Raw genomic sequence first — 23387 nt, forward strand, 5'->3', positions numbered from 1 at the left:
AGCGCGCGGCGAGCGATCATTCGTCCTCTTCCTGGATGTTCCCGTCGAGCCCGTCCAGCCGTCCCCTCGACTCCAGGTGCTCGGCATCCTCTGACGAGGAGACCAGTGGGCCAGGCACCCTGTAGCTCCCCTCGAGCCAGCGGCCGAGGTCCACCAGCTTGCACTGCGGCGAGCAGAACGGAAAGGCCGGGTTCTCGGGCCTGGGCCCCGCCGACTTGCGGCACATCGGGCACATTGCGCCTGCCGAAGCTCCCATGCGGCGTAACGTAGCAGTGTCCATCGCGGGCATGTAGCCCGCGCTCGGCGCGCCGAGCCGAGCGCGCGGGAGCGACGTTCGCTCAGCGCGCGGGGACAGCGATGTACCGGGCCGATCCGTTGCGCCGCACCCGGAACAGCAGGTCCTGGCGCCCCGCGGCGCGCAGGCGCTCGGCCAGATCGGCGCCGCCGCGCACCGGCACGCCGTTCAGGTCGAGCACCACGTCGCCCACTTCGAGGTGGCCCGCCGCCGGGCTCTGCGGCGCGATCGACTCGACCCGAGCTCCTTCCGGCGCGTCGCTCGCCAGCACGCCGAGCGGCGGCTGTTCGGCGCCCCTCTCCGCGCCATCGCCTCGCAAGAGCGGCCTCGGACGTTCGTGTGTCGCCGATCGCTCGAGCCTCACGGTGGCGCGCCGATCCGCGCCGCCGCGCTTGTACGTGAGCTTCACCTCCTCTCCGGGCTTCGAGCGGCGGAGCGCGCGCGCGAGCTCGCGCGCGTGCTCGACGCGGCGCCCCTCGAGCGACGTGATCACGTCGCCGGGCTGGAAGCCCAGCCGCGACCCGGGGCTCTCCGGTTCGACCTCCGTGATCAGCGCGCCCATCCGGCCTGGCAGCCGGAGCACCCGCGCGAGGGGCGGGGTCACCTCCTGGAAGGTGATCCCGATGCGCCCCCGGTCCACGCGGCCCGTCTCGCGCAGCTCGGGGAGGATCTCCACGACCTCGTCGATCGGCAGGGCGAAGCTGATGCCGCGGCCGTCGGTGTGGATCGCTGTCGCGATGCCGATCACCTGTCCCGCCGCGTTGAAGAGCGGCCCGCCGCTGTTTCCCGGGTTGATGGCGGCGTCGGTCTGGAGGAAGCCGTCGAGGCTCCCCGTGCCCATGGGCCTCGAGGTCGCGCTGATGATGCCCCGGGTCACCGTCGGCCCGAGCCCGAACGGGTTGCCGAGGACGAGGACGTCGTCTCCTGTCCGGACCGGGGCGCTCGATCCGAGCGACGCGACGCTCAGCGACGCCGCGCCGAGCAGCCTCAGCAGCGCCACGTCGAGCATCGGATCCCGCCCGACCACGCTCGCCTCGAAGGCGCGTTCATCCGAGAGCTGCACCTCGATGTCGAGCGCATCGCCGACAACGTGGTCGCTCGTCAGCACGAGCCCCTCCGCGGCGATCACGAACCCGGATCCGATCGCCCGCTCCACCCGCGGCGCGCCGTCCCGGAAGGGAAACCTCGGGGTCGCGCGCCCGTCCGGCATCGAGGAGACGCGCAGGGTGGCGACCGTCACCACCACGGGCCGAACCCGCTCGATCAGCGCGGGCAGGGGCGGCGCTGTCGCGGCCGGCGGCGCCTCCGCGCGGAGGATCGAGCACGGCGCGCTCGCCTCACGGTGTGACGCAGCGGGCGGTGAGAGCGCGGCCGCCCGGTCGCCGCAGGCGGCGAGCGATGCGGCTCCGAGGAACCCGACACACGCCCATGCGGCAGCGCGGAGCCGTCCCACGCGCCGGACGTAGAGCCTCGATGCGCGACCGCAAGGAGCGCCAGGACGCGCGAGGACCCGCGCTGGCAGGCGCCTCGCGCGCGGGCGGGCGACACGACGGCCCGCCTGGACGATGCGGGGCGCCGGGCGCTCAGCCGGGCGGCGCGCCTCGCGCGACCTCCGTGCGCACCACCTGGACCACGACCTCCACGACGCGGCCGCCGGGCTGGGCGAACGACGCCTTGCCGCGGCCGCCTTCGAAGCGCCACGCCAGGTCGGCCGGAGCGCCCGTCTCCCCGTCCTCCGCCCCGGCGCGGATGACGGCGCTGACCTCCAGGGTCTGCTTCCCCGCCGTCACGGCCCCGCGCGCCACGGCGAACGTCCCGCTCCCGAGCAGCGCGATCGTCCGCTTCGCCAGGTTGCCCAGGTGCCGAGCGAGCGGCTCTTCCCCCTCTGGGCGCCACGACGCGATGTGCCCGGCGTCGTCGATGTCGATCACGATGCGCGCCTTGCCGGCGCTGCCCGGCGGCAGCGTCGCCCAGCTCGGATCCGCCTGGCATGCAGGTGGGATGGCCCTCGTGAAGGCGCGCCCGAGGCTGCGCACCGCGCTGCTGCCGGCCGCCCCGAAATTGCCCTCGCCACCCTCTCCCGCGCCACCGCTCGTCCGCGCGGCCGTGGAGCGCGTCGGGTCGCCGGCCCGCTCGTCGGCCGCGCGCTCCTCGCCCTCTCCTTCGCGCCGGGGCGCCACGCTGGGCCGCGGCGTCGCTCTGGGCCGCGGCGTCGCTCTGGGCCGCGGCGCCGCGGGCGCGGGTGGCGCCGGCGCGCCGTCGGCTTCTGCGCGAGGCGCCGCGGGTGGCTCGGCGGCATCGGCCGGGGCGCGCGTGGCCGGGGCGCTTTCCGACCCGCTGCGATGGTCGACCGGACGCGACGAATCGCCGCTGCCTGGCAGGGCGGCGGTGGTCCCCGTCCAGATATCGATGGGATCGCGCTCCTCCGCCGGCGACGCGGGAGGGGCCGCAGCCTCTCTCCGCGACAGCCCCGCGGACCCCCATGCGCCCAGGTGGACGAGCGCCGAGACGAGGAGCGCCGGCAGCATCGCTCGTTGATCGCGCATCGGCTCGCACTCCGCCCTCGGGTTGCACGAAGGGGCCGCGGCCCCGGTCATTTCGCTGAAGCTCGTTGCCCGTGGCCCGAGGTTCTGCCAGACAGCACCGCGGCTGCAACGTTCCCGAGCGCGCCTTGAAGCTCCTCGCCCTCTCGACCTCGACCCCGCGCGGCAGCGCGGCGCTCCTCGACGCCGCGGACCTGGACGGTCCGGCCCGGACCGCCGCGCCCCCGAGCAGCGGTTCCTCCGCCGGCCTCGCGTCGGCGCCGGACGCAGGCGCGCGCGTGCTCGCGGCGACGACCTATGCCGATCTGCACGGGCACGCCGAGCGCATCTTCGGGGCCATCGACCAGGTGCTCGCCGCGGCGTGCATGCCCGCCGCGGCCGTGGGAGCGCTCGGTTGCGACGTGGGGCCCGGCTCGTTCACCGGGGTCCGGGTGGCGGTCGCGGCGGCCAAGGGCGTGGCGCTCGCGCTGGATGTCCCGACGGCCGGCGTCACCTCGCTCGAGGCGATGGCCGCCGCCGCCTTCGCCGCAGGCGCGGCGAGCCCCGGGGATCTGCTGGTCCCGTTGATCGACGCCAAGAAGGGAGAGGTCTTCCTCGCCGCGTTCGACAGGCCCGCGGCGCCGTCCGAGGTCCCGCCGCGTCACCTGCCGCGCGACGCGGCCTTCGACGCCATCGCCGCGCTCGCCGCGGGGCGCCGGATTGTCGTCGTCGGCGCGGTCGCCGAGGAGATCGAGGCGCTCCGGCCGCTCGCCGTCCGCGGCGAGGCGCTGGATTTTCCCGACGCGGTCTGGATCGGACGCATCGCGATCGGCCGGCTCCGGACCGCCGCCGCGGGCGGCGAGCGCGGTCGAGCGGCCGCCGAGCACGATGCGGCGCTCCTCGAGCCGCTCTACGTGCGCGCGCCGGACGCGAAGCCAGCGGAGCTGGGATACACTCCGCCCCGATGACCAGCTCGCCTGAAGGGGACGGCGTCGCACCCGACGCGGAGCGCGAGGCCTCCAGCGACGCGGAGCCCGCCGCGGCCGCGGACCCCGCGCGCTCTCCCTCCGTCGCCGGAGCGCCCGAGGAGCTCGACGACCTCGCCGGCCGCGCGGAGCCGGCCGAGTCGGTGCCAGATCCCGAGCGGCTCCGGGCCCGGTTCGGCCGTCCCTTCGAGGCGGGCGACGTCATCTTCCGCGAGGGCGAGCCCGGGACGGAGGCGTACCTCCTCGAGGAGGGGCGGGTCCGCCTCATCAAGAAGGTCCGCGGCGCCGAGCGCAGCCTCATGGTCCTCAAGCCGGGCGATCTGTTCGGCGAGTCCGCGCTCCTCGGCGGCGCTGCGCGCTGGTCGACGGCGATCGCGCTGTCCCGCGGCGTCGCGCTCACGCTCGACCAGGGCACGCTGCAGAACCTCGTCGAGCGCAACCCGGCCGTCGCCCTGCGCATCATCAAGCAGCTCGTGGGTCGGCTCCGCGACGCGGAGGACCAGATCGAGATCATGATGCTCACCGACACGCAGTCGAAGGTGGTGAACGCGCTGCTCAAGCTCGCGCAGCAGTCTCGCGCCGCGAGCGGCTCCTCCTCGAACGGCGCCTCGTTCGCGATCTCGCCGATGGAGCTCTCGACCCGCGTCGGCCTCGATGTCGACACCGTGAAGCGCGCCGTGCAGCAGCTCCGCGAGGGGCAGTACCTGCGCGTCGCCGACGAGCGCCTCGAGATCCCCGACATCGACGCGCTGCGGAGGCTGTTCAGCCTGCTCGGACTCAAGGACGAGATCCGCGGCGAACAGTGATGAGCGGGAGCCCCCCCTCCTCTCCATCCTAGGCTGACCTGACGCTTGCGGGAAGCCGAATCGAGATCCCGAGAATGCGCTGCGTCTTCAGGGCGGATTCGCGGGTTGACGTGACCAGCGGCCTGGTTTACTCAGGGGTCCCCGCAGGGCAGGTGACATCCCGTCCTGACGTGTTGCCGCGCTGCGGCATTGCTCAGCAGCGGACTCCAACTCGCACATGACATCGCAGCGACACATGACAGCAGCGACCCGCGCGGGGTGCATCCGCGGCGCGGCTGTCGTCCTGTCGCTCGGGTCTCTGCTGCCGTTCGCGTCGCTCTCGCTCGCCGCGTGCGGCGGCGCGCAGCCTGCGGCGCAGGCGAGCGAGGCGCGGTCGGTCGCGGAGTACGATCTCGCGCGCGACGCCTTCCAGAACGGCCGGCTGCGCGAGGCGCTGGGCCACATCGAGGAGGCGCTCTCGCTCGACGAGGACAACGCCGAGGCGGCCTACCTCGGGGCGGTGATCCTGCTCGGCTTCTGCGCGAGCGACGCGCGCTCGAGCGACTGCCGCTTCGACGGCGCCGAGAAGATGGCGCGGCGGGCCCTCGAGGCGAACCCGGAGATGCGGGACGCGAAGAACACGCTCGGGGTCATCCTCGTGCATCAGGGGCGCTACGACGAGGCGATCGCGGTGCTCAAGCCGCTCACCGAGGACATCCTCTACGCCTCGCCGGAGAAGTCGTGGGGTAACCTGGGCTGGGCGTACCTGCTCAGGGGCAGCAACGACGAGGCGATCGACGCGCTCCGCCGCGCCGTGGCCGCGCAGCCCCTCTTTTGCGTGGGGCAGTACCGCCTCGGCCTCGCCTACGAGAAGCGAGGCGAGCTCGATCTGGCGCGCGAGGCGTTCACCAGGGCGGTCGAGACCGACCAGCCCGAGTGCAGGCGGCTGCAGGACGCGTTCGATGCGCGCGCCCGCGTCGCCGAGAAGAGGGGGCTCCTGGACGAAGCGCGCGCCGACCTCGAGCGGTGCCGCGAGATCGCCGCGACGACGCCGGTCGGGCAGCGCTGCGCTGCACAGTTACAGACGTTGCAGTAAGGCCCATGGCGCCTCTCCCTCCGAGAGGAACTTCAGGGTGCGCTAGGGCTTGAGCAACGGTTCTCGGGGTGAGTAGAGTGACGACCGAATGACGATGGGTGGAATGGGATGGAGTCGATCGGACGCTACCTGAGACGCACGCGTGAGGCCCGAGCCATGAGCGTGGAGGAGGTCGCCCGCGCCACGCGCATCCCCGTGATCTCCATCGAACGGATCGAGGCCGATCACTTCGATGACCTGCCAGGCGAGGTGTTCGTCCGCGGGTTCTTGAAGGCGTATGCTCGCGCCGTCTCGCTCCCGATGGAGGAGGTGCTGGCCCGGTACACGGCCAGCCGCCGCATCGCGCTGGTGACGCCGCTGCCCATCGCAGCGCCCGCGCGCCGCACGCAGAGCAGGCGCTTCGGGGTCGCGATCGCGTTCGTGCTGCTGCTCATCCTGTTCACGCTGGCGCTCAGCATCGTGCTCCGGCCGCGCGGCCACGACATGCCGCCGGAGCTGTCGGAGGGCACCCTTTCGAGGGCTCGTACCTCCCTCTCGACCTGAGGGCCAAATTTTCGCCGCGTGATCGTCGCGGCGCGTGCTGTCACCCTCGAACCTCGCCATGCCTCGATCCGTTCGTCCGCGGACAGAGCGGCTCCGCACCGAGGCGCTCCTGGTCCGGCGTGTGCCTTTCGGTGAGGCCGACCTGCTCGTCGGGCTCTTCACCGAGCAGGGGGGGCTCCTCTCCGCGACCGCGCGCGGCGCGCGCCGCTCGTCCAAGCGCTTCCCGGCGCTCGAGCCGATGCACCTGCTCCGCGTGACCCTGGAGATCCGGCCCGGCGCCGAGCTCGCCCAGCTCACCGAGGCCGCGATCGAGCGCCCGCGCCTGCGGCTCGCGGGGGATCTCGCGCGCCTCGAGGTCGCCGGTCGCGCGCTGCGCTGGGTGCGCGAGATCGCTCCGGCGCACACAGCCGAGCAGGCGGCCTGGCACGAGCTGAACGGGCTCCTCGACCGCCTCGACGGCGCCTCGACGGCGTCCCCGCAGGCGCTGCTCGCGGAGACCGGCCTGCGGCTGCTGATCGCGTTCGGCTGGGGCCTCGAGCTCACGCAGTGCGTCCGGTGCGGGCGCGCCTGTGACGCGACGCAGTCGGCCCAGGTCGACCCGGCGCGCGGCGGCCTCGTGTGCCGGGCGTGCGGGGGCGGACCCCTCTTCTTGCGACCGGAGCCGCGAGAGCGGCTGCTCGCCGCGATGCTCGGCGACGCCCCCGAGATCCCGGAGGAGGATGTCCCGATCGCGCTCGAGCTCGTCGAGGGCGCGCTCACCGCGCACGCGAGCGGGGGCTAGCGCCAGCAGATCCCGCGCGTCATCTCACGCCACGGCTCTCCAGAAGCGGCTCACCGCGCGCGGCGCCTCCGGAGACCCCTCGATCTCCACATACGGCCTGCCGGGCGCGTTGCGCGGGAAAGAGAAGCTGCCGGTGTTCGCGTAGCCGTCGCCGAGCGCCTCCCGGTGCGTGTGGCCGAACACGACGAGCTTCGCGCCGGTCGCCTTCGCCACGTGGCCGGCGCTCTCGGCCAGCCGCTCCGCGACCGTGCCGGCGTACCGGTTGTGGCCATTCGCCCAGCTCACGCCCATCAGCAGCGCGCCGAGCCCGAGCGCCGCGGCTCCGGTCTCCCGCGCGCCGAGCCCGAGCGCCGCGATCCCCGCGCCCATCGACAAGGTCGCGATCACGCGATCGAAATACAGCCGCGTGAACGTGCTCGCCGCGCTCTCGAGCGTCGGCGTGGCCGCGAGGCCGAGGAGCTCGTCGGCCATCGCGCGGGGCACCCCGAGCTCGTGCGCGAAGCGCTCGACGACCGCGGCGCCGACCGTCGCCTCGCCTCGCGCGCGGTAGAGGGGCCCGCTCTTCAGCATCGCGCCGATCGCCGCGTGGAAGTAGCGGTAGATGACATAGGGCGCGCGGGGGCCGTACCAGGTGAACGCGGACAGGAACAGGTGGAGCGGCGTCTGGTCGTTCGCCTGCAGGTAGCGGTGCGCGCCGGTCGGCGCGATGAACTCCTCGACGAAGTGGACGCCGAGGCTGCGCTCGCCGACCACGAGCGGGTGAGCCGGCGCGTTGTCCGGATCGTACAGGTGCCCGTGCTCGATGTGGACCGCCCCGTCGCGGAAGAACCAGGGCGTCGTCCGGATCCGGGCCCGGGCCTCGCCGCTCACGCCGAGCGCCTCCGCCAGTGCCTCGGGGAAATCGGGCGCGCCGACCTCGGCGTCGTGGTTGCCGCCCGAGAGCCAGAGCTCGCCGTCCCGGTCGAGGTGCTCGGCGAGCGCCGCCCGCGCGGTCGGGTGAGCGAACAGCGCCTCGCGCAGCGCGAGCGGCCGGGGCATTCGCGGCGACTCGGACGAGAGGTCGAACAGATCGCCCGCCACGACGACGCGCGCTCCCCGGTGGGCTGCCACGAACCGCGCCAGATCGGCGGTCACGTCGCCCGGCGTCTGGCGCACGAGGTGGAGATCGGCGAGCACGACCGTGCGGCGCTGCGTCATAACCCACCATATTCATCACGTCCGTCCGGGCGCTGCAACTCGCCATCCCCACGTGCGAGCCCGGAGGGACCGGGGGGCAGCAGCCCGTCGAGCTCGGCCCTTGTGCGCCGCGATCACGCCGCTGTCCGGGCTCGACGACCGCACCGCCGCGTCCCATGCAAGCGTGTATGGAAGGCTCGGCACGGACGCGACCTCTGGCCCACCGGGTGCGCGATGGACTGCTCGCGGAGATCGAGCGCGCCCTGCGGGGCAGGGACATCGAGGCGCTCTCCCGGATCTACGCCGAGGACGCCGTCATCGAGGAGGTGAGCAACCGCAATCCTCCGGCCCACCCCAGCGTCACCAGCGGAAGGCAGGCCATCCTGGAGCACCTCAAGAACGAGCTCTTCCGTGATCCCATCTCGGGGTGGGAGCGCCAGCTCGACGCCACGGAGATCGTGGACGGCATCGAGACCGACGAGGGGCTCGCGTTCATGGAGGTGCGGGTCTACGCCGCGGGCGATCGGGTGGTCGCCCAGCACCTGGCCCGCAAGAAGGATGGCCTCATCGGCCACGACCGCGTCGTGGTCGTCTGGGACGCGAAGTGAGCCTTTGCCGGCGAGCCGCCGCGCCGCGTCCGCACGCTGGCGACGGCGGCGCTGTTTGCATGGAGGCGATGTAGAGTGGCGCCGTGACCACCGCCGTCCTCCTGAGCTGCCACGGCACCGTCGAGCGGCTCGATGATCTGCCCGCCTTCCTGTCCAACATTCGCCGCGGCAGGCCCGCACCGCCGGAGCTGATCGACGAGGTGCGGCGCCGCTTCGAGACGATCGGCGGCTCGCCGCTCCTGCGCATCACGCAGGCCCAGGCGGACGCGCTCGCCGCGCGGCTCGGTCTCCCGGTCGCGATCTCGGGGCGGCTCTGGCATCCATATCCGGCGGAGGTGCTCGGCGCGCTCCACGCGGGCGGCGCGCGGCGCGTCGTCTCGCTGCCGCTCGCGCCGCAGTCCGTCGACGTCTACCACGCCGTCGTGCGCGACGCGGCCGCCAGGCTGGACGGGATGGAGGTCCGGTGCGTGCCGGCGTGGGGGCTGGAGCCGGCGCTGATCGACGCCTTCGTCGAGGTGATCGACGAGGCGCTCGCGCGCTTCCCCGAGGAGAGCCGGGCGAACGTGGCGGTCATCCTCTCGGCCCACAGCCTGCCGCAGCGGATCATCGACGGGGGCGATCCGTACGAACGCCAGTTCCGCGCGATGGCCGCCGAGGTGGAGCGCCGCGTCGCGCCGCGCGGGAACCCCGTGCTCGTCGCCTTCCAGAGCCAGGGAATGACCGGCGACGCGTGGCTCGGCCCGGATCTCCGGTCGACGTTCGACCGGCTCGCCGCGGGCGGCGCGCGCGAGGCGCTGATCGCGCCGATCGGCTTCGTCGCGGACCACGTCGAGACCCTCTACGATCTCGACGTGGAGGCGCACGTCCTCGCCCGGGACGCAGGCCTCGCTCGGCTGGAGCGGGCGCCGGCCGTGAACACGCGCCGTCGCTTCATCGACGCCCTGGAGGCGCTCGTCCGGCGCGAGCTCGGGGCGGCCGCGCCGTAGGCGGGCCGGCTCAGCGGCGTATGCCCCTGCTCCTGCCCCCGAGCCGCGAGAAGGCCGCGTTGAGGAGCCCGGGGGCGTGCCTCGCGAGCGACACCCCGAGCTTCGCGTGCCCGGTGATGATGACCTCGGCGCGGCGCGCGACGATGGCGTCCATGATCTGCCGCGCCGCCTTCGGCGTCGGCATGATGAGCCAGGGAGGCACCGGCTCCCGGGCGCCGTCCCGCAGCTCGCCCAGGTTGTCGACCCGACGGATCTCGCTCGCCACGAACCCCGGGGCGACGTGCGTGACCGCGACGCCGTCGGCGTGGAGCTCGCCGCGCAGCGTCTCGGCGAGGGCGCGCACCGCGAACTTGCTCATGCTGTAGGCGCCCATGCCGGGAAACGCGAGGTAGCCGCTCGCGCTGCCCATGAGCGCGACGCCGCCGCGCGACCGCTTGAGCTCCGGCAGCGCGGCCTTGACGGTGCGCAGCGCGCCGAAGACGTTCGTCTCGATCTGCCGGCGGAAATCGTCGAGCGAGAGCTCCTCGACGCGCCCCGCCACGCCGAACCCCGCGTTCGCGATGGCGATGTCGAGGCCGCCGAACGCCTCGCGCGCCTCCTCGACGGCGCGCTCCACGTCGCCGTCGCGCGTGACGTCGCACCGGGCCGCGATCGCCTCGCCGCCGGACGCCCGGACCTCCGCCGCGAGCGCCTCGAGCCGCTCGGTCCGCCGCGCCGCGAGGACGCTCCGGCCGCCGCGCCGGGCGACCTCCCGGGCGAGCGCCTCGCCGATGCCCGACGACGCGCCCGTGATCAGCACGACCTTTCCTGCGAGCTCGCTTTCCATGGACCCCCGCATACCACGATCGCTCGGGGGCCAGCCCTGGCGCGCCCTCTGGCGCTCGCTCATGCTCGGCCCTTCCTCTCTCGGCTAGGATCGGCTTGCCCGGCCCGGCCGGGCGCCGCCCTTCATCAGCGCGGTCACGCAACAGTCACGCGTAGTTACGCAGAGTTACGCACGGTCACGTGCGGTCGCGTACGGGGTGTCATGCGAAGCCACTCGATCCGCCGCTCTCTCTCCGCTCTCCTCGTCGCCGCCGCCTGCGCGGCCCAGGCTCCCGCTTCCGCCGAGCCGCCCGCCTCGCTCGCGCGCGCGGAGGCGCTCCTCACGCAGGGCGACTACGCCGGCGCGGAGAAGGTGCTCGCCGCCCTCCAGGGGGGCGCGGAGCGCGCCCCGGCGCTGATCGCGAAGGCGCGGATCGAGCTGCTCACGGGCCGCTACGACGAGGCCGCGAAGACGGCGAAGGCGGCCGCCGCGATCGGCAAGGAGGCGAGGATCGCCGCCGCGCCGCTCCGGGCCGCGGCGCTCGCGCGCCGCGGGAAGATGGCCGAGGCGATCGCGGCCGCGCGTGAGGTCGAGCGGGAAGACGAGGCGCGCCGCGCGCGGCTCGTGCTCGGCGAGCTCCTGATCCAGTCGGGCAAGCGCGGCGAGGCGCGCGCGCCGCTGATGACGATCATCGACGACTACAACGACGACAAGATCACCGCGAGCGACGCGGAGGGGATGTCGCTTGTCGGGCGCGCCGCGCACCTGCTCCGGAGCGCGCGCGATGCGAACGACGCGTTCAACGCGGCGGAGAAGGTCGGCGGCAAGCAGCGGGTGGAGACGCTGCTCTGGCGATCCGAGCTGTTCCTCGACAAGTACGACCCCGGCCACGGCGGGCAGGTCGTGAAGGAGGCGCTCAAGCTCGCCCCGAAGGACCCGCTGGTCCGCGTCGCCATGGCGCGCGTCAAGCTCGACAGCGCGATGGATTTCGGCGGCGCCGACAGCGAGATCGCGCAGGCGCTCTCCGTGAACCCGAACCTCGCCGAGGCGTATTTCGTGCGCGCCGGTCTCGCGCTCCGCGACATGGACATCGACGCCGCGGACGCCGCGGCGGACCGCGGGCTCAAGGTCAACCCGAACGACCTGGAGCTGCTCTCGATCAAGGCGGCGGCCCGCTTCCTCGCCGACGACACGGCGGGCTTCGACGCCCTCAAGGCGAAGGTGCTCGGCCTGAACCCGGAGTTCTCGCGGTTCTTCCAGATCGTCGGCGAGTTCGCGGAGTGGGAGCACCGCTACGACGACATCGTCAAGATGATGGAGGAGGCGACGAAGGTCGATCCTCACGACGCGAAGGCGTACGCGACGCTCGGGCTGAACCTGATCCGCGCCGGCGACGAGAAGAGCGGACTCGTCGCGCTCCAGAAGGCGTGGGACAAGGACCGCTTCAACGTGCGGGTGTTCAACACCCTGAACCTCTACGAGAAGGACATCGCCACCCAGTACGTGACCGTGGAGGGGCAGACGTTCCGCGTCCGCTATCACAAGCAGGAGAAGCCGATCCTCGAGCGGTACGTGCCGCGCATGCTCGAGGAGGCGTGGGGCTCGATGGTGAAGCGCTACGGCTTCACGCCGAAGGTGCCGGTCTCGATCGAGCTCTACGCGTCGACGGAGAACTTCAGCGTGAGGACGAGCGGCCTGCCGAACGTGGGCATCCAGGGCGTCTGCTTCGGCCAGACGCTGGCGGCGCTGAGCCCGGCGGCGGCGGAGTTCAACTGGGGGAACGTGCTGTGGCACGAGCTCGGGCACGTCTTCGCGATCCAGCTCTCGAAGAACCACGTCCCGCGCTGGTTCACCGAGGGGCTCAGCGAGTACGAGACGATCGTGCGGCGGCCGGAGTGGCACCGCGAGGAAGATCCCGCGCTGTTCGCCGCCCTGAAGGGCGGGAGGATCCCGGCGGTCGAGGGGTTCAACCGGGCCTTCACGCACGTCGACAGCATCGAGGACGTGACGATGGCCTACTTCGCGGCGAGCCAGATCGTTGTCTTCATGGTCGAAGAGTTCGGCTTCCCGAAGGTGGTGTCGATGCTGCCCCGGTGGGCCGCTGGCAAGCGGACGCCGGAGGTCGTGAAGGAGTCCCTCGCCATCGGCACCGAGGAGCTGGATCGGCGTTTCCGCGCGTGGCTGAAGCCCCGCCTCGAGCGCTACGAGAAGCAGTACGTCCCCGACCTGCACGCGCCGCCGCTCGATGAGGCGCGCAAGGCGGCGGTCCGCGCCCCGAAGGACGCGAAGCGGCTCGTCGAGCTCGCGCTCGCGCTGTTCGAGGACGGGCAGCGACAGGAGGGCGAGGCGGTGCTCGCCGAGGCGCTCCGGGTCGACCCGAAGCAGCCCGACGCCGCGTACATCAAGGTGCGGGCGGCGTTCGCCGAGAAGAAGCCCGACGAGGCGGCGAGGCTCCTGAGCAAGATGGTCGCCGACGGCCACGACGGCTACGTCGTGCGGATGAAGCTCGCGGATCTCGCCGAGCTGAAGAAGGACGCGGCGAGGATGAAGGCGAACCTCGAGGCGGCGTCCCGCCTGGATCCGTCGCAGGCCGAGCCGCTCCAGGGGCTCTACGATCTCGCGCGCCGTCAGAAGGACGCCGCGGGGGAGCTCTCGGCGCTGCGCCGGCTCGCGCTGCTCGACCAGCACGATCGCCGGGTCTGGCGGCGGCTCCTCCGGCTGCTCGTGGAGCGCGGCGCGTGGGAGGAGGCGCGCAAGGTCGGCGAGAGCGCGATCTACGTCGACGTGGCCAACCCGGAGATCCACCGGCTCTACGCGCGGGCGCTGGCGCGCACGGGGCGGCACGTGTCGGCGATCTACGAGCTGAACAGCGCGCTGCTGTCCGGGGCGAGGCCCGCGGACGCGGCCGAGATCTACGGGGAGCTCGCCAAGGCCTACGCGAAGATGAAGCGGGACGACTACGCGAAGCAGGCGCTGGAGTTCCAGAAGGCGATGCGGGGGGCGGCGCCGCCGGCGCCGCAGGCGATGCCGGACTGAGGCGCGGGGCGGGGCAGGGCGACGATCCTGGGAGCACGCGCCGGGGGGGGCTCTGCGCGGCGGGGCGCCGGTGGGCGCTCGGCCATCCGCGCCCCGCCGCGCAGAGACCCCCGCCGGCGCTCACGTCGTGCCAGGTCGAATGGACGCCGTGAGCTCGCCGCAAAGTCGGCCCGCGGCTCGGCTGCTCCGCTCCGACCTCCGCGCCCGCTGTACGTCGCGCAGACCTCCCGGGACGCGGCCCCCGCCTACTCGTCCTCGACCTCCCCCTTGTCCCCGCGCAGCCCGAGCGCCTTGCACTTCTTGTAGAGGTGGCTCCGCTCGAGCCCCAGCCCCCGCGCCGTCGCGGCCATCTGCCCTCCGTGATGGCCGAGCGCCTCCTCCAGGATGGCCCGCTCCGCCTCCTCGGCGAGCACCCGGAACGGCACGCCCGGACGGAAGAGCCCCCCCTTGATCGAGGCCTGCTGTCCGCCGAGGCACACCTTCACGTCGCCCTCGTCGATCGTGTCGTCCGGCGTCAGGATCACCAGCCGCTCGATGATGTTGCGCAGCTCCCGCACGTTGCCAGGAAAGCTGTAAGCGACGAGCATCCCCATCCCGCCGCTCGTGAACGCCATCCCGGGCCGATCGTTCGCCTGCGTCGCGATCGCCAGGAAGTGCCGCGCGAGCAGCGGGATGTCCTCGCGCCGCGCCCGGAGCGGCGGCAGCGACAGCGGCAGCACGTTGAGCCGGTCGTGGAGGTCCGGCCGGAACTGCCCCTCGCGGCACGCCGCCTCGATGTCGCGGTTCGTCGCCGCCACGACGCGCACGTCGACCTTGATCGTCTCGTGCCCGCCCACGCGCTCGATCTCCCGCTCCTGCAGCACCCGGAGCAGCTTCGCCTGCATCGCGAGCGGCATGTCCCCGACCTCGTCGAGGAACAGCGTGCCGCCGCTCGCGCGCTCGAATTTTCCCCGTCGCTGCTTCGTCGCGCCGGTGAACGCGCCCGCCTCGTGGCCGAACATCTCGCTCTCGATGAGCTCGCTCGGCACCGCGGCGCAGTTCATCTTCTCCAGCGGCCCGCGCGCGCGCTTCGAGGCGCTGTGGATCGCGCGCGCGACGAGCTCCTTGCCGGTGCCGCGCTCGCCCGTCACGAACACCGTCGCGGTCGCCCTCGCCGCGCGCGCTATCTGCTCGCGCAGCTCGAGCATCGCCCGGCTCTGTCCGATGAGCTCGCCGACCTGACCGGTCTGCGCCCGCAGCGCCTTCGCCTCGGCCTCGGCCCGGACGAGGCGCAGCGTGTTGTCGAGCACGAGCAGCAGCCGATCGGTCGAGAGCGGCTTCTCCAGGAAGTCGATCGCGCCGAGCCGCGTCGCGCGGACAGCGGCGTCGATCGTCGCGTGGCCGCTCATCATGACGACCGGCAGCTCCGATCCTGCGGTGCGTATCCGCTGCAGCAGCTCGACGCCGTCGCCGTCGGGCAACGAGACGTCGAAGAGCGCGATGTCGTAGCTCCGCTTCGCGAGCTTCTCCTCGGCCACCCCGACGCCGCCGGCGACGTCGACCGTGTAGCCCTCCAGCGACAGGGCCTTCTGCAGGGTCGTCAAGATCGCCCGCTCGTCATCGAGCACCAGCACATGTCCGCGAGGCATGCCTGCCACCGTAGCGCGGAACCGCCGCGGCGGATGGCCGCTGGGCCGGGTACGCGCGCCGCCGCCCGACCCCAGCCGCGCGCACCCGGAGGTGAAGGGAAGGCGTCGAGCGCGCGTCGGAACGGGCAAGAAACGAAGGTGACGACCGACGCCGGAGCGCCGCGGCTCCATGAGGGCGAGCGCGACATCGGCGCCGCTTCGGCGCGTCTGTGCGCGGAGAAAGGGGCTCCGGCCCGCGGGCGCTATGATAGCTTTGCGTGGGATGTCTGCCGACGGCCCCGCGACGGCGGAAGGAGATCTGGAGCGCACGCCGTTCGCTCATCTCTTTGTGTATGCCGTCGAGCACCGGCTGACCGGCGCGCTCATCCTGCGGGAGCCCACGGGCGCCGAGCACACGGTGCGCATCGTCCGGGGGGCCCCCGTCAAGATCCGCCCGAGCGACGGCTATGCGCGGTTCGGAGAGATCCTGCTCGAAGAGGGGGTGATCTCCGCCGAGATCCTGGCGGATGCGCTCGCGACGAGGGGCCTCCTCGGCGATGTGCTGCTGCTCTCGGGGTGCCTCGACGCCCCGACGCTCGACTGGCTCGCGCAGGTTCAGTTCGTGCGGCGGATGGTGCGGCTCTTCGACCTGCCGCCGGAGACGAAGTACCGCTACTTCGACGGCCTCGACGCGCTGGCCGACTGGGGCGGCGATCCAGCGAAGGTCGATCCGCTCGCGCTGCTCTGGGCGGGGCTGCGCGAGCACGGCGAGCGCTCGACGCGGCTCCAGCGGACGCTCGAGCGGATCGAGGCGGTGCCCCTCCGGCTGCACCCCGCCCTCGAGCCGGGTCGTTTCGGCCTCACCGAGGGCGAGCTCGCCGTGTTCGGCGTGCTCCAGAGCTCCTCGCCCACGCTCCCGGCGCTCATCAGGTCCGGGATCGCGCCGGAGCCGATCGTGCGCAAGCTCATCTACGCTCTGGCCATCACGCGTTACCTCGATTTCGGAAGAGGCGTGCCGCTCGGCGCGGAGCCCTCGTCGAGCGTGCCGCCCGCCAGCGCGGCGAGCCTGTCGCTCGGGCGCATGCAGCTCCGCGCGACAGTGCATCGCGAGGGCGCCGCCGCGCCGGATCCGGCCGGGGACGGCGAGCGCGCGCCCGTGGTGGGCCGAGGTCGCCGCCGCGATCGCACGTCCTCGGAGCCGTCGCCCTCGTCGACCGTCGCCCCGCGGATGGCTCCGCTCGCCGGAGGCTCGCTCTCCGCCGTGGTGGCGGCCGAGCTCGCCAGCGCCGCCGGGCTCGACGTCGGCCGCGCGGGGCGGGAGCCCTCCGGAGCGGACAGGGACCGCGATGCCTGGGGCTCGTCTGCGCCGGCCGACGACGGCGCCCCCAGCGGCTCGCGGGCCCCCGAGGACCCCTGACGGAACCTCGCCACGGCGAGGCGACAGGTGAGGCGAGCACGCGCCGCGCTGGAAGGCGCGCGCACGCTCCCTTATAGGCCGCCGAGCGATGCCGAAGCCTGCGCCCGCGCAACGCCTGCTCCCCGCGCAGGTCCACCTCCCCTCCGGCAGCGTGGTGCGCCTGTCGGACGCTGCCGCGCGCGCCCACGCGCCGGCCGTCCTGGGCGCCCCCGGAAGCCGCGGCGGCGACGCGCCCCCCCCGATCGGCAGGTGCGCGCGCGACGTGCAGGTCCTCGCCGGCCCGTCGGTCCTGGCCGACGCGCGGGGCGCGCCGCTCGATCCGCTCGGCCTCCCGCTCGCCGACGCCCACGTCCTGCGCGCGCTCCTCGCGTTCGCCGGGGTCGTGCCGGAGGAGCCCGGCGCGTACTCGTGCGAGAACTGCGGCGCCCCGTTCGAGGTCGCTCCGTCGAGCCTGCTGGAGATCGGGCCGTTCACCGACGGAGAGCTCGACGACCCCGAGCTCGATCGCCCGTTCGATTTCGGCGTCTTGCACCCGATCCCGGCGCTGCGCGTCGGGCGCGCCGTGTGCCGCGGCGTGCGGCTCGTGGAGCGGACCGTCGAGGAGGCGATGCCGCTGCTCCGCCTGTCCAGCGAGGGCGCGCTCCGCGTCACGCCGTCGCTGGTCGTGGCCATGGGCATCGCGGTGCTCGGCCGCGAGCGGCGCGCCTCGGTGATCGCCGACGCGCTCGCCGGGGCGCCGGACGAAGCGTGGGCGGCGATCGTCGACCTCTACCATGAGGCGCGCTACCCCGCGCGGCTCTTCGCGGTTCACCGCTGCCAGGCCTGCGGCGCCAGGAACGACCTCGATGTGCCGCTCGAGCGGGAGCTCGCGCGCGCGCCTCTCCGCGCCCCGGAAGCGGATCCGGACGTCCCCGGGCAGGCGGGCTCCGCGGCCGGGGAGGGGCGCGCCTTCCCCGATCTCGACGCCTTCGAGGCGCGCGTCCGTGCGGCGGCGGAGCGCATTTACGAGGCCCGCGGCGTGCGGAACATCGACCTCTTCATCGACGCGGGCGTGCCGGCCTGCGACGACGGAGGCGAGCCGCTGCTCGGCTGCTACACGCCCGGGACGCCCGCGGACGAGCTCGGGATCGCCCGTCCTCCGGAGATCCGGATCTTCTATCGGACGTTTCGAACAGAGGCCCGCGAGGACCCCGGGTTCGACGTCGACGCGGAGATCGACGAGACGATCGACCACGAGGTGACCCACCACCTGCACCACCTCGCCGGCAGCGATCCCCTCGACGACGAGGAGCACGAGCAGATCGAGCGCGAGAACCTGCGCCGGATCGGGCACGCCGAGGCTGCCCGGCGCGCTCGGCGCGGCGCCTTGTCCGACGTCGCCGGCTTCCTCCGCGCGACGTGGCCGGCCTGGCTGATCGCGGCCGCGGGGACGGCCCTCGCGTTGTGCGCGGGCGGACGCTGAGGTCCGGCGCGCGCGGCGCGAGCGCGACGTGCGCTCGCCGCTTTCTTCGAAGCGAGAGGATGAGCTGTCTATACTCCGGGGACAGCCAGAAGATGTGCCGGGGAATACCGGCTCTTCGAGCGCCGCTGTGCTCCTGCCGAGGATCGTGAAGACGAAGAGCTCGCCGGCCTCCAGGGCCGGATCCACCAAAGCGCCACGTCCAGCCAAGCGGGATGGCGGCGCGCAGAACCGCCGGGGAAGTCCGGACGCCGTCGAGAAGCGCCGGGCCGCGCGTCGGTTCAATGAGCTGCTCCTGGGCGGCGGTGGCCGCGCCGGGGACGGCCGTACCGAGCGCCGGCGTCGGCGCCTGCTCGCGGAGCTGGCCGAGGGCGTCTCGCGGCGCGGCAAGCGCGCGCTCAAGCCGATCGACGTGCTGTCGCGCGTCGAGGAGCTCCTCGAGCTGGGCGAGCCGCTCGCCTCGATCCGCAAGGCGTACCCGCCGCCACCCCCGGTCGAGGTGACCGCCGAGCTCGTCGAGGGGCTGAGGCACCTCCACCGCGCCTACGGCTTCTCCGCGGACGTGTACCGGTTCGTCGGGCTCGACGCGCACGCCCTGCGCAAGGCGGGCGTGGTGCGGGGCGGCGACCGGGAGGGGACACCCGACCGGCGCGCCGGCCGAGACGGCGCGCCGCGGCGCAGCTTGACCTTGCCTGCCGGCGCGGGGATAACCCGCTCCGATGCGCGCGAGAACGGTGAAGCTCCTCCTCGCAGCGGCCGCGACCGTGGTCGTGTGCTCGGCGTCGACAGGCCTGTCGCTCCGCGCTGAGGCCCAGCCCTCGGCCGCGGCGGCCGCGGTGGTGGCGCGCGTCGGCGACAAGGTCATCACGGCGGCGGAGGTCGAGCGGAGGATCGCGCAGATCCCGCCGTTTCAGCTCCAGAGCTTCGGCCGCACCCCGGACGAGATCCGGAGGAACTTCGTGAGCCAGGTCCTCGTGCGCGAGCTGCTCCTCGCCCAGGGGGCGGCCGCGCAGAAGCTCACCGAGCGGACCGACGTGCAGGACCGCATCCGCGGCGTCCTTCGCGCCGCCCTGCTGCAGCGGATCCAGGCGGAGGCGAGCTCTCCGGCGACCGACGAGGAGGTCCGCGCCTACTACGAAGCGAACCGGGACAAGTTCAGCGCGCCGCCGATGGTGGCGCTCTGGCGCGTCCTCGTCGCGACGCGGGAGGAGGCCGAGGCGATCCTGGCCGAGCTCAAGAAGGACCCGTCGCCCCAGCGCTTCAAGGACATCGCGCGCGACAGATCGCTCGACAAGGCGACCAGCCTGCGCGGCGGCGATCTCGGGTTCGTGGCGCCCGACGGCAGCACCGCGGAGCCGGGGCTGAAGCTCGCCCCGGGGCTCATGGAGGCTGCCGCCCGGGTGAAGGACGGGGAGCTCGTGCCCGAGCCGGTGGCGGAGGGCGATCGCTTCGCGGTGCTGTGGCGACGGCAGAGCCGCAGGCCGGTGAGCCGCTCGCTGGAGCAAGAGGCGCCGTCGATCCGCCAGATCCTCGCGCACGCCAGGGCCGAGGCGCAGGTGAAGCAGCTCCTCGAGCGCCTGCGGGGGCAGGACGTATCGGGCCATGCGCCCGAGCTCGTCGACCTGATCGACATCACCTCGACGGGCGATCTGCAGCCCCTGCGGCGCCCGGGCACCCTGGCGAGCAGCCGCCGCCCGGGCGCGCCCCCGCCTTCGCCTGTGCCGCGCCAGGACATGCGCTGATCCCGTCCGCCGCCTCGGCACCGGCGCGACCGGTGCCCTCGAGCCACCGGTCGCCTCGCCAGAGCCGCGGGCGGGGTCAGCTCAGGGCGACGACGATCGCGATGGCGGCGAAGCCGGAGGCGATGGTGACCACGAGCGCGGCGATGCTCCCGGCGCGGCGAGCGCGCTCTGCGGCGTCGGGCGGGAGCGCGTAGACGCCCAGCAGCAGCGCCGTGGAGGCCCTGCCCGGTACCCGGAGCGACGCCGACAGGATCTGCTCGGCGCCCTTGAGGCCGCCCGTGATGAGCATGACCAGCGCGCCGAGCGGCCCGGCCATGAGGTCCCAGCCGCACGCGTAGAGCCCGAAGCGGAGCGCGCGCCGGCGCTCCGGCCGCGCGCCCTGGCGGCGTGCGCCGAGCTCGAGGGCGGCCCCGTGCACCGCGTGCGCGAGCACCATCCACACGGTGAGCCCTGGAATCCCGATCGCGAGCCACTGGAGAGCGCTCGCGCGCGCGGCCGGGTTCCGCGCGAGCTCCAGCGTCAGACCCGGCAGCGCGAGCGCCGCGACGGGCAGGAGCGCGACGACCATCGAGAGGATCGCGAGCGTCTCCGCGAGCAGGGCGAACCGCATGGCCGCGAGGACCGCGCCGTCGGGCAGCGCCGCGAAGAAGGTCTCGGCCCCCAGCGTGGTGGCCTTCGAGGTGGCCCAGAGCCGCGACCAGACGCCGCCGAACGGGCGCTCCCAAGGGATGATAGCGACGACCCCCGAGCCCTCGTCGGTCGCCGCGGCGCAGCCGGCGCAATCTGGCTGGCCGCAGCACGCGCAGAGGACCGCCGCGGGAACATCGAACGCCTCGTCGTCCCGCACCGGCTCACGGCGTACGCTGGCAGATCTGTTGGCCATTGCGCACCTCCGAGCAGCGGACAGAGGCCACTCCTACCAAGGTTACGTCGCACCAGCGGGCCTGTCGACCCGGGATGCCTCCGAGCGCGTACATCGTCCGTCGTTCACGCCGCGCCGTTCATCGCCTCGTCGCGTCGTTCGTTCAGCGTCATCCCGCGCGCACGGCGGCGCTTCGTCCCGGCAGGTATGGCATCGGTGTCAGCCCTGGCGCCGATCGTTTCACGATGCCGGAGCGCGGCCGTCGGCCAGCGCCGGCAGCGCCGGCAGCGCCGGCAGCGCCGGCAGCGCGATCAGTGCAGCACCTCGTCGCCCCGGCGCTCCTGTCCCGTGGGGAGGTCGTCGATCCTTCCTCCGAAGAACGCCGCGGTGATCAGCGCGGCGAGCGCGATCGCCCCGGTCGCGTAGAGCCCGTAGCCCCACGTGAAGCGGACCGGACGGAGCAGCGTGCTCGCCGGCATGAACAGCAGGCGCATCGCGACGGTGGTGAGGGCGATCGCCGCGAGGAACGCGACGGCCACGCGGGCGCCGCGCATCTTGTGGATCGATCTCCGCGTCAGCACGAGCGGGATCATCACGAAGAACGCGACCGCGGGGGCCCACATCCACCCGAGCCTGCGGGCGAGGCCAAAGCCGCTGAGATCGCGGATCTCGGGCGCGGTCTCGTGGACCCAGGGCGCGAAGAACGCCGCGAGGCCGGCGACAGCGAGCGCGAGCAGGGCCCCCCGGCCGCGACCGGCGTAGGCCCACGGGAGCGGCTCCCTGTGCGGCGGGAGCGGCTCGTCGGGCTCCTCGTGGAGCGCGTCGTACGAGGGAGGGAGCTTCGAGAGCTCCTCCAGCCGGAGGCCGCAGGCGGGGCACGTACGGGCCTCGTTCGCCTCGAACATTTCCCGGCAGAAGGGGCAGGCGGTGAGCCCGGTCATCGCGGCGGGAGGATAGCGCACGGCGGACGAGCGCGCGGCGAGCGGCGCGCGCGGCCAGGGGACGCAACTCGGGGTTCCACCGGGGCGGGGCATAGCTCATAGTTGCTCCCCATGGGCAAGCGTGATCGGCTCCCGGACGATGAGATCGCCGGTTTCGTCGCTGCTCACCCGGGATGGGTGAGAGCGGGCGAGCGGATCGAGCGGATCTACTCGTTTCCGGATTACGGGACCGGCGTGGGCTTCGCGATGCGGGTCGCCCTCCTGGCCGAGCGCCGCGATCACCACCCGGACATCCTGCTGTCGTGGGGCAAGGTGCGCGTCGCGTGGTCCACGCATGACGCCGGCGGTCTGACGGCGCTCGACCTCGAGATGGCGGGGCTGACCGACCGCCTCCACACGGGCTGAGACGTCGCGCGTGGGCAAGGTGCTGGGGATGCTCCCGAGCGAGCTGCTGCGGCGTCTGGATCTTGGGGTGGAGGGCGACCTGCCGCACCTCGAGGAGGCGCTGACGCACCCGAGCTTCTCGAACGAGCAGCGAGGCGGCCGGCGCGTGGACAACCAGCGCCTCGAGTTCCTGGGCGACGCCGTGCTCGGCCTGTGCGTGACGGAGCTGCTCATGGAGCGCTTCCCGGGGGCGCGGGAGGGCGAGCTCTCGATGATGCGCTCGGCGCTTGTCAACACGGACGCGCTCGCGGCGTGGGCGCGCGGCGTCGAGCTGGGCGCGGCGCTCCGGGTCGGGCGAGGCGCGGAGGTCGCCGGGGAGCGCGACCAGACCAACGTGCTCGCCGACGCCACCGAGGCGCTCGTCGCGGCGCTGTACCTCGATCGCGGCTTCGAGAGCGCGCGCGCGCTGAGCCGGAAGATCGTCGCGAGCCCGCTCGCCCAGCTCGCGAGCGGCAGCATGCTCGGGCGCGACGCGAAGAGCGAGCTGCAGGAGCGCGTGCAGGCGCGCGGCGCCGCGTCGCCGCGCTACCGGCTGATGGGCACGGAGGGGCCGGACCACGACCGCGCGTTCCTGGTCGCCGTCGAGGTCGAGGGCAAGGTCATCGGCACCGGCCGGGGCCGATCGAAGAAGCTGGCGGAGCAGGCGGCCGCGCGCGCCGCGCTCGTGGCGTGCGCCGCGCCGGAGCCTGCGACCCCATGCGATGAACGGGCGACCGCCGAAGCCCTGGAAGGCGCGCCCGAGGGCAGGGGCGCCCCGCCTGCCGGCGGGGCGTCCTCCGAGCTACCCATGAACGACCGAGGACCCAGTCGATGATCCGTCACCTGTTGATTGCCTTCACCTTCACGCTCTGCTCGCTCTTCGTCGCGCTGCCCGCCTGGGCCGGGAGTTACCTCGACAGGGCGAGCCTGATGCTCGACGAGGCGCGCCGGGAGGGCGACATGCTCCTGCCGCGCACGCACGACAAGGAGCTCATCATGGTGGTGCACGCGCTCGCCGAGGCGCGCGCCAAGGTGGCGAGCAAGATGGAGTGCCCTGGATCCGTCTCCAGGGCGCACCCGCACCTCCTGCTCGTGCTCGAGAACAGCGAGCGCGCCGCCGACGCGGCCGCTCAGGGCAACTTCAAGAAGTTCATGGAGCACCTCACCGTGGCGCGGAACGAGGACCGCGCGTTCCGCGCCATCCTCGCCGAGCTCGGCTACGCGCTGCCCGATCTGGGCCCGAAGCGCTGACGCGACCCGGACCACCCGCGGCCCCCCCCGCGCGTCTCAGAACACAGCGCCGGGCGCGTGGGCCCC

General features: G+C 73.5%; 23 protein-coding genes. 15 read left to right on the forward strand and 8 right to left on the reverse strand.

Annotated features, from left to right (window positions below; translation table 11 throughout):
* Positions 1–16 precede the first annotated feature (16 nt).
* The 3 genes from WMF42_RS08065 to WMF42_RS08075 all read right to left on the reverse strand — a co-directional run bounded on the left by WMF42_RS08065 (position 17) and on the right by WMF42_RS08075 (position 2475).
* Complete coding sequence (locus tag WMF42_RS08065) at positions 17–226, reverse strand: DNA gyrase inhibitor YacG (RefSeq protein ID WP_275936240.1); 210 nt, start codon at positions 224–226, stop codon at positions 17–19.
* 112 nt (positions 227–338) lie between these two features.
* A complete protein-coding gene (locus WMF42_RS08070; RefSeq protein ID WP_233562683.1) occupies positions 339–1541 on the reverse strand; it encodes a trypsin-like peptidase domain-containing protein in 1203 nt (400 codons plus the stop codon).
* Between the two features lie 337 nt (positions 1542–1878).
* A complete protein-coding gene (locus WMF42_RS08075; protein ID WP_437691279.1) occupies positions 1879–2475 on the reverse strand; it encodes a hypothetical protein in 597 nt (198 codons plus the stop codon).
* 491 nt (positions 2476–2966) lie between these two features.
* On the opposite strand from WMF42_RS08075, the gene tsaB reads away from it, so the two are divergent.
* From tsaB to recO, 5 genes are all read left to right on the forward strand, one after another.
* Positions 2967–3785 carry a tRNA (adenosine(37)-N6)-threonylcarbamoyltransferase complex dimerization subunit type 1 TsaB gene (gene tsaB / locus WMF42_RS08080; RefSeq protein WP_437691281.1) on the forward strand — a complete coding sequence of 273 codons (819 nt, stop codon included), beginning with the start codon at positions 2967–2969 and terminating at the stop codon, positions 3783–3785.
* Positions 3782–4609 (forward strand): Crp/Fnr family transcriptional regulator, encoded by an 828-nt coding sequence (locus tag WMF42_RS08085; protein ID WP_061608666.1) that lies wholly within the window; start codon positions 3782–3784, stop codon positions 4607–4609. The genes tsaB and WMF42_RS08085 overlap by 4 nt, the downstream gene beginning before the upstream one ends.
* Before the next feature lie 235 nt (positions 4610–4844).
* Positions 4845–5684 (forward strand): tetratricopeptide repeat protein, encoded by an 840-nt coding sequence (locus tag WMF42_RS08090; protein ID WP_233561544.1) that lies wholly within the window; start codon positions 4845–4847, stop codon positions 5682–5684.
* A gap of 108 nt (positions 5685–5792) precedes the next feature.
* The gene (locus WMF42_RS08095) at positions 5793–6227 is read left to right on the forward strand and encodes a helix-turn-helix domain-containing protein (RefSeq protein WP_061608668.1); all 435 of its coding nucleotides are present in this window, start codon (positions 5793–5795) and stop codon (positions 6225–6227) included.
* Positions 6228–6285: 58 nt separating this feature from the next.
* Positions 6286–7008, forward strand: coding sequence for a DNA repair protein RecO (recO, locus tag WMF42_RS08100; protein ID WP_061608669.1), 723 nt, complete (start codon positions 6286–6288; stop codon positions 7006–7008).
* A 24-nt stretch (positions 7009–7032) separates the two neighbouring features.
* Here the strand turns inward: recO and WMF42_RS08105 are convergent, their stop codons facing one another.
* The gene (locus tag WMF42_RS08105; protein ID WP_437691284.1) at positions 7033–8205 is read right to left on the reverse strand and encodes a hypothetical protein; all 1173 of its coding nucleotides are present in this window, start codon (positions 8203–8205) and stop codon (positions 7033–7035) included.
* A gap of 167 nt (positions 8206–8372) precedes the next feature.
* Between WMF42_RS08105 and WMF42_RS08110 the strand changes: the two genes are divergently transcribed.
* Both WMF42_RS08110 and hemH read left to right on the forward strand, forming a co-directional pair.
* Positions 8373–8792 (forward strand): hypothetical protein, encoded by a 420-nt coding sequence (locus tag WMF42_RS08110; protein WP_437691286.1) that lies wholly within the window; start codon positions 8373–8375, stop codon positions 8790–8792.
* 83 nt (positions 8793–8875) lie between these two features.
* Positions 8876–9778 carry a ferrochelatase gene (gene hemH, locus WMF42_RS08115; RefSeq protein WP_061608672.1) on the forward strand — a complete coding sequence of 301 codons (903 nt, stop codon included), beginning with the start codon at positions 8876–8878 and terminating at the stop codon, positions 9776–9778.
* 10 nt (positions 9779–9788) lie between these two features.
* Here hemH and WMF42_RS08120 read toward each other — a convergent pair whose 3' ends face one another.
* A complete protein-coding gene (locus WMF42_RS08120; RefSeq protein WP_061608673.1) occupies positions 9789–10604 on the reverse strand; it encodes an SDR family oxidoreductase in 816 nt (271 codons plus the stop codon).
* A 201-nt stretch (positions 10605–10805) separates the two neighbouring features.
* On the opposite strand from WMF42_RS08120, the gene WMF42_RS08125 reads away from it, so the two are divergent.
* The gene (locus tag WMF42_RS08125) at positions 10806–13619 is read left to right on the forward strand and encodes a tetratricopeptide repeat protein (RefSeq protein WP_061608674.1); all 2814 of its coding nucleotides are present in this window, start codon (positions 10806–10808) and stop codon (positions 13617–13619) included.
* Between the two features lie 245 nt (positions 13620–13864).
* Here WMF42_RS08125 and WMF42_RS08130 read toward each other — a convergent pair whose 3' ends face one another.
* Positions 13865–15247 (reverse strand): sigma-54-dependent transcriptional regulator, encoded by a 1383-nt coding sequence (locus tag WMF42_RS08130; protein WP_061608675.1) that lies wholly within the window; start codon positions 15245–15247, stop codon positions 13865–13867.
* Positions 15248–15509: 262 nt separating this feature from the next.
* Here WMF42_RS08130 and WMF42_RS08135 point away from each other — a divergent pair, with 262 nt between their 5' ends.
* From WMF42_RS08135 to WMF42_RS08150, 4 genes are all read left to right on the forward strand, one after another.
* Positions 15510–16643 (forward strand): hypothetical protein, encoded by a 1134-nt coding sequence (locus WMF42_RS08135; RefSeq protein ID WP_233561547.1) that lies wholly within the window; start codon positions 15510–15512, stop codon positions 16641–16643.
* Positions 16644–16731: 88 nt separating this feature from the next.
* Entirely contained in the window at positions 16732–18105 is a 1374-nt protein-coding gene (locus WMF42_RS08140) for a metallopeptidase family protein (RefSeq protein ID WP_437691289.1), read from the forward strand.
* Between the two features lie 145 nt (positions 18106–18250).
* Complete coding sequence (locus WMF42_RS08145; RefSeq protein WP_233561548.1) at positions 18251–18910, forward strand: hypothetical protein; 660 nt, start codon at positions 18251–18253, stop codon at positions 18908–18910.
* Entirely contained in the window at positions 18822–19844 is a 1023-nt protein-coding gene (locus tag WMF42_RS08150) for a peptidyl-prolyl cis-trans isomerase (protein WP_061608679.1), read from the forward strand. Before WMF42_RS08145 ends, WMF42_RS08150 begins: the two co-directional genes overlap by 89 nt.
* 76 nt (positions 19845–19920) lie before the next feature.
* Here the strand turns inward: WMF42_RS08150 and WMF42_RS08155 are convergent, their stop codons facing one another.
* Positions 19921–20727 carry a hypothetical protein gene (locus tag WMF42_RS08155; RefSeq protein WP_061608680.1) on the reverse strand — a complete coding sequence of 269 codons (807 nt, stop codon included), beginning with the start codon at positions 20725–20727 and terminating at the stop codon, positions 19921–19923.
* 290 nt (positions 20728–21017) lie between these two features.
* Entirely contained in the window at positions 21018–21647 is a 630-nt protein-coding gene (locus WMF42_RS08160) for a hypothetical protein (protein ID WP_233561549.1), read from the reverse strand.
* 111 nt (positions 21648–21758) lie between these two features.
* Here WMF42_RS08160 and WMF42_RS08165 point away from each other — a divergent pair, with 111 nt between their 5' ends.
* The 3 genes from WMF42_RS08165 to WMF42_RS08175 are packed head-to-tail and all read left to right on the forward strand — an operon-like array spanning position 21759 to position 23321.
* A complete protein-coding gene (locus WMF42_RS08165; RefSeq protein ID WP_061608682.1) occupies positions 21759–22052 on the forward strand; it encodes a 4a-hydroxytetrahydrobiopterin dehydratase in 294 nt (97 codons plus the stop codon).
* Between the two features lie 10 nt (positions 22053–22062).
* Positions 22063–22905: a ribonuclease III gene (gene rnc, locus WMF42_RS08170; protein ID WP_437691293.1), complete on the forward strand. Its 843-nt coding sequence runs from the start codon at positions 22063–22065 to the stop codon at positions 22903–22905.
* Positions 22902–23321 (forward strand): hypothetical protein, encoded by a 420-nt coding sequence (locus WMF42_RS08175; RefSeq protein WP_437691295.1) that lies wholly within the window; start codon positions 22902–22904, stop codon positions 23319–23321. Before rnc ends, WMF42_RS08175 begins: the two co-directional genes overlap by 4 nt.
* The last annotated feature ends 66 nt before the right edge of the window (positions 23322–23387 follow it).

Origin of the sequence: Sorangium sp. So ce176, assembly GCF_051519835.1 — a bacterium.
GTDB lineage: Bacteria > Myxococcota_A > Polyangia > Polyangiales > Polyangiaceae > Sorangium > Sorangium cellulosum_G.

What these genes read in the sequence shown, in the direction of transcription:
- WMF42_RS08065 (WP_275936240.1), bottom strand. Translation starts at nt 226, where the DNA reads ATGTGCCGCAAGTCGGCGGGGCCCAGGCCCGAGAACCCGGCCTTTCCG.
- WMF42_RS08095 (WP_061608668.1), top strand. Translation starts at nt 5,793, where the DNA reads ATGGAGTCGATCGGACGCTACCTGAGACGCACGCGTGAGGCCCGAGCC.
- recO (WP_061608669.1), top strand. Translation starts at nt 6,286, where the DNA reads ATGCCTCGATCCGTTCGTCCGCGGACAGAGCGGCTCCGCACCGAGGCG.
- WMF42_RS08155 (WP_061608680.1), bottom strand. Translation starts at nt 20,727, where the DNA reads ATGGCCAACAGATCTGCCAGCGTACGCCGTGAGCCGGTGCGGGACGAC.
- WMF42_RS08165 (WP_061608682.1), top strand. Translation starts at nt 21,759, where the DNA reads ATGGGCAAGCGTGATCGGCTCCCGGACGATGAGATCGCCGGTTTCGTC.
- WMF42_RS08120 (WP_061608673.1), bottom strand. Translation starts at nt 10,604, where the DNA reads ATGGAAAGCGAGCTCGCAGGAAAGGTCGTGCTGATCACGGGCGCGTCG.
- WMF42_RS08085 (WP_061608666.1), top strand. Translation starts at nt 3,782, where the DNA reads ATGACCAGCTCGCCTGAAGGGGACGGCGTCGCACCCGACGCGGAGCGC.
- WMF42_RS08105 (WP_437691284.1), bottom strand. Translation starts at nt 8,205, where the DNA reads ATGACGCAGCGCCGCACGGTCGTGCTCGCCGATCTCCACCTCGTGCGC.
- WMF42_RS08090 (WP_233561544.1), top strand. Translation starts at nt 4,845, where the DNA reads ATGACAGCAGCGACCCGCGCGGGGTGCATCCGCGGCGCGGCTGTCGTC.
- WMF42_RS08125 (WP_061608674.1), top strand. Translation starts at nt 10,806, where the DNA reads ATGCGAAGCCACTCGATCCGCCGCTCTCTCTCCGCTCTCCTCGTCGCC.
- WMF42_RS08160 (WP_233561549.1), bottom strand. Translation starts at nt 21,647, where the DNA reads ATGACCGGGCTCACCGCCTGCCCCTTCTGCCGGGAAATGTTCGAGGCG.
- WMF42_RS08135 (WP_233561547.1), top strand. Translation starts at nt 15,510, where the DNA reads ATGTCTGCCGACGGCCCCGCGACGGCGGAAGGAGATCTGGAGCGCACG.
- WMF42_RS08175 (WP_437691295.1), top strand. Translation starts at nt 22,902, where the DNA reads ATGATCCGTCACCTGTTGATTGCCTTCACCTTCACGCTCTGCTCGCTC.
- WMF42_RS08110 (WP_437691286.1), top strand. Translation starts at nt 8,373, where the DNA reads ATGGAAGGCTCGGCACGGACGCGACCTCTGGCCCACCGGGTGCGCGAT.
- WMF42_RS08140 (WP_437691289.1), top strand. Translation starts at nt 16,732, where the DNA reads ATGCCGAAGCCTGCGCCCGCGCAACGCCTGCTCCCCGCGCAGGTCCAC.
- WMF42_RS08150 (WP_061608679.1), top strand. Translation starts at nt 18,822, where the DNA reads ATGCGCGCGAGAACGGTGAAGCTCCTCCTCGCAGCGGCCGCGACCGTG.
- WMF42_RS08130 (WP_061608675.1), bottom strand. Translation starts at nt 15,247, where the DNA reads ATGCCTCGCGGACATGTGCTGGTGCTCGATGACGAGCGGGCGATCTTG.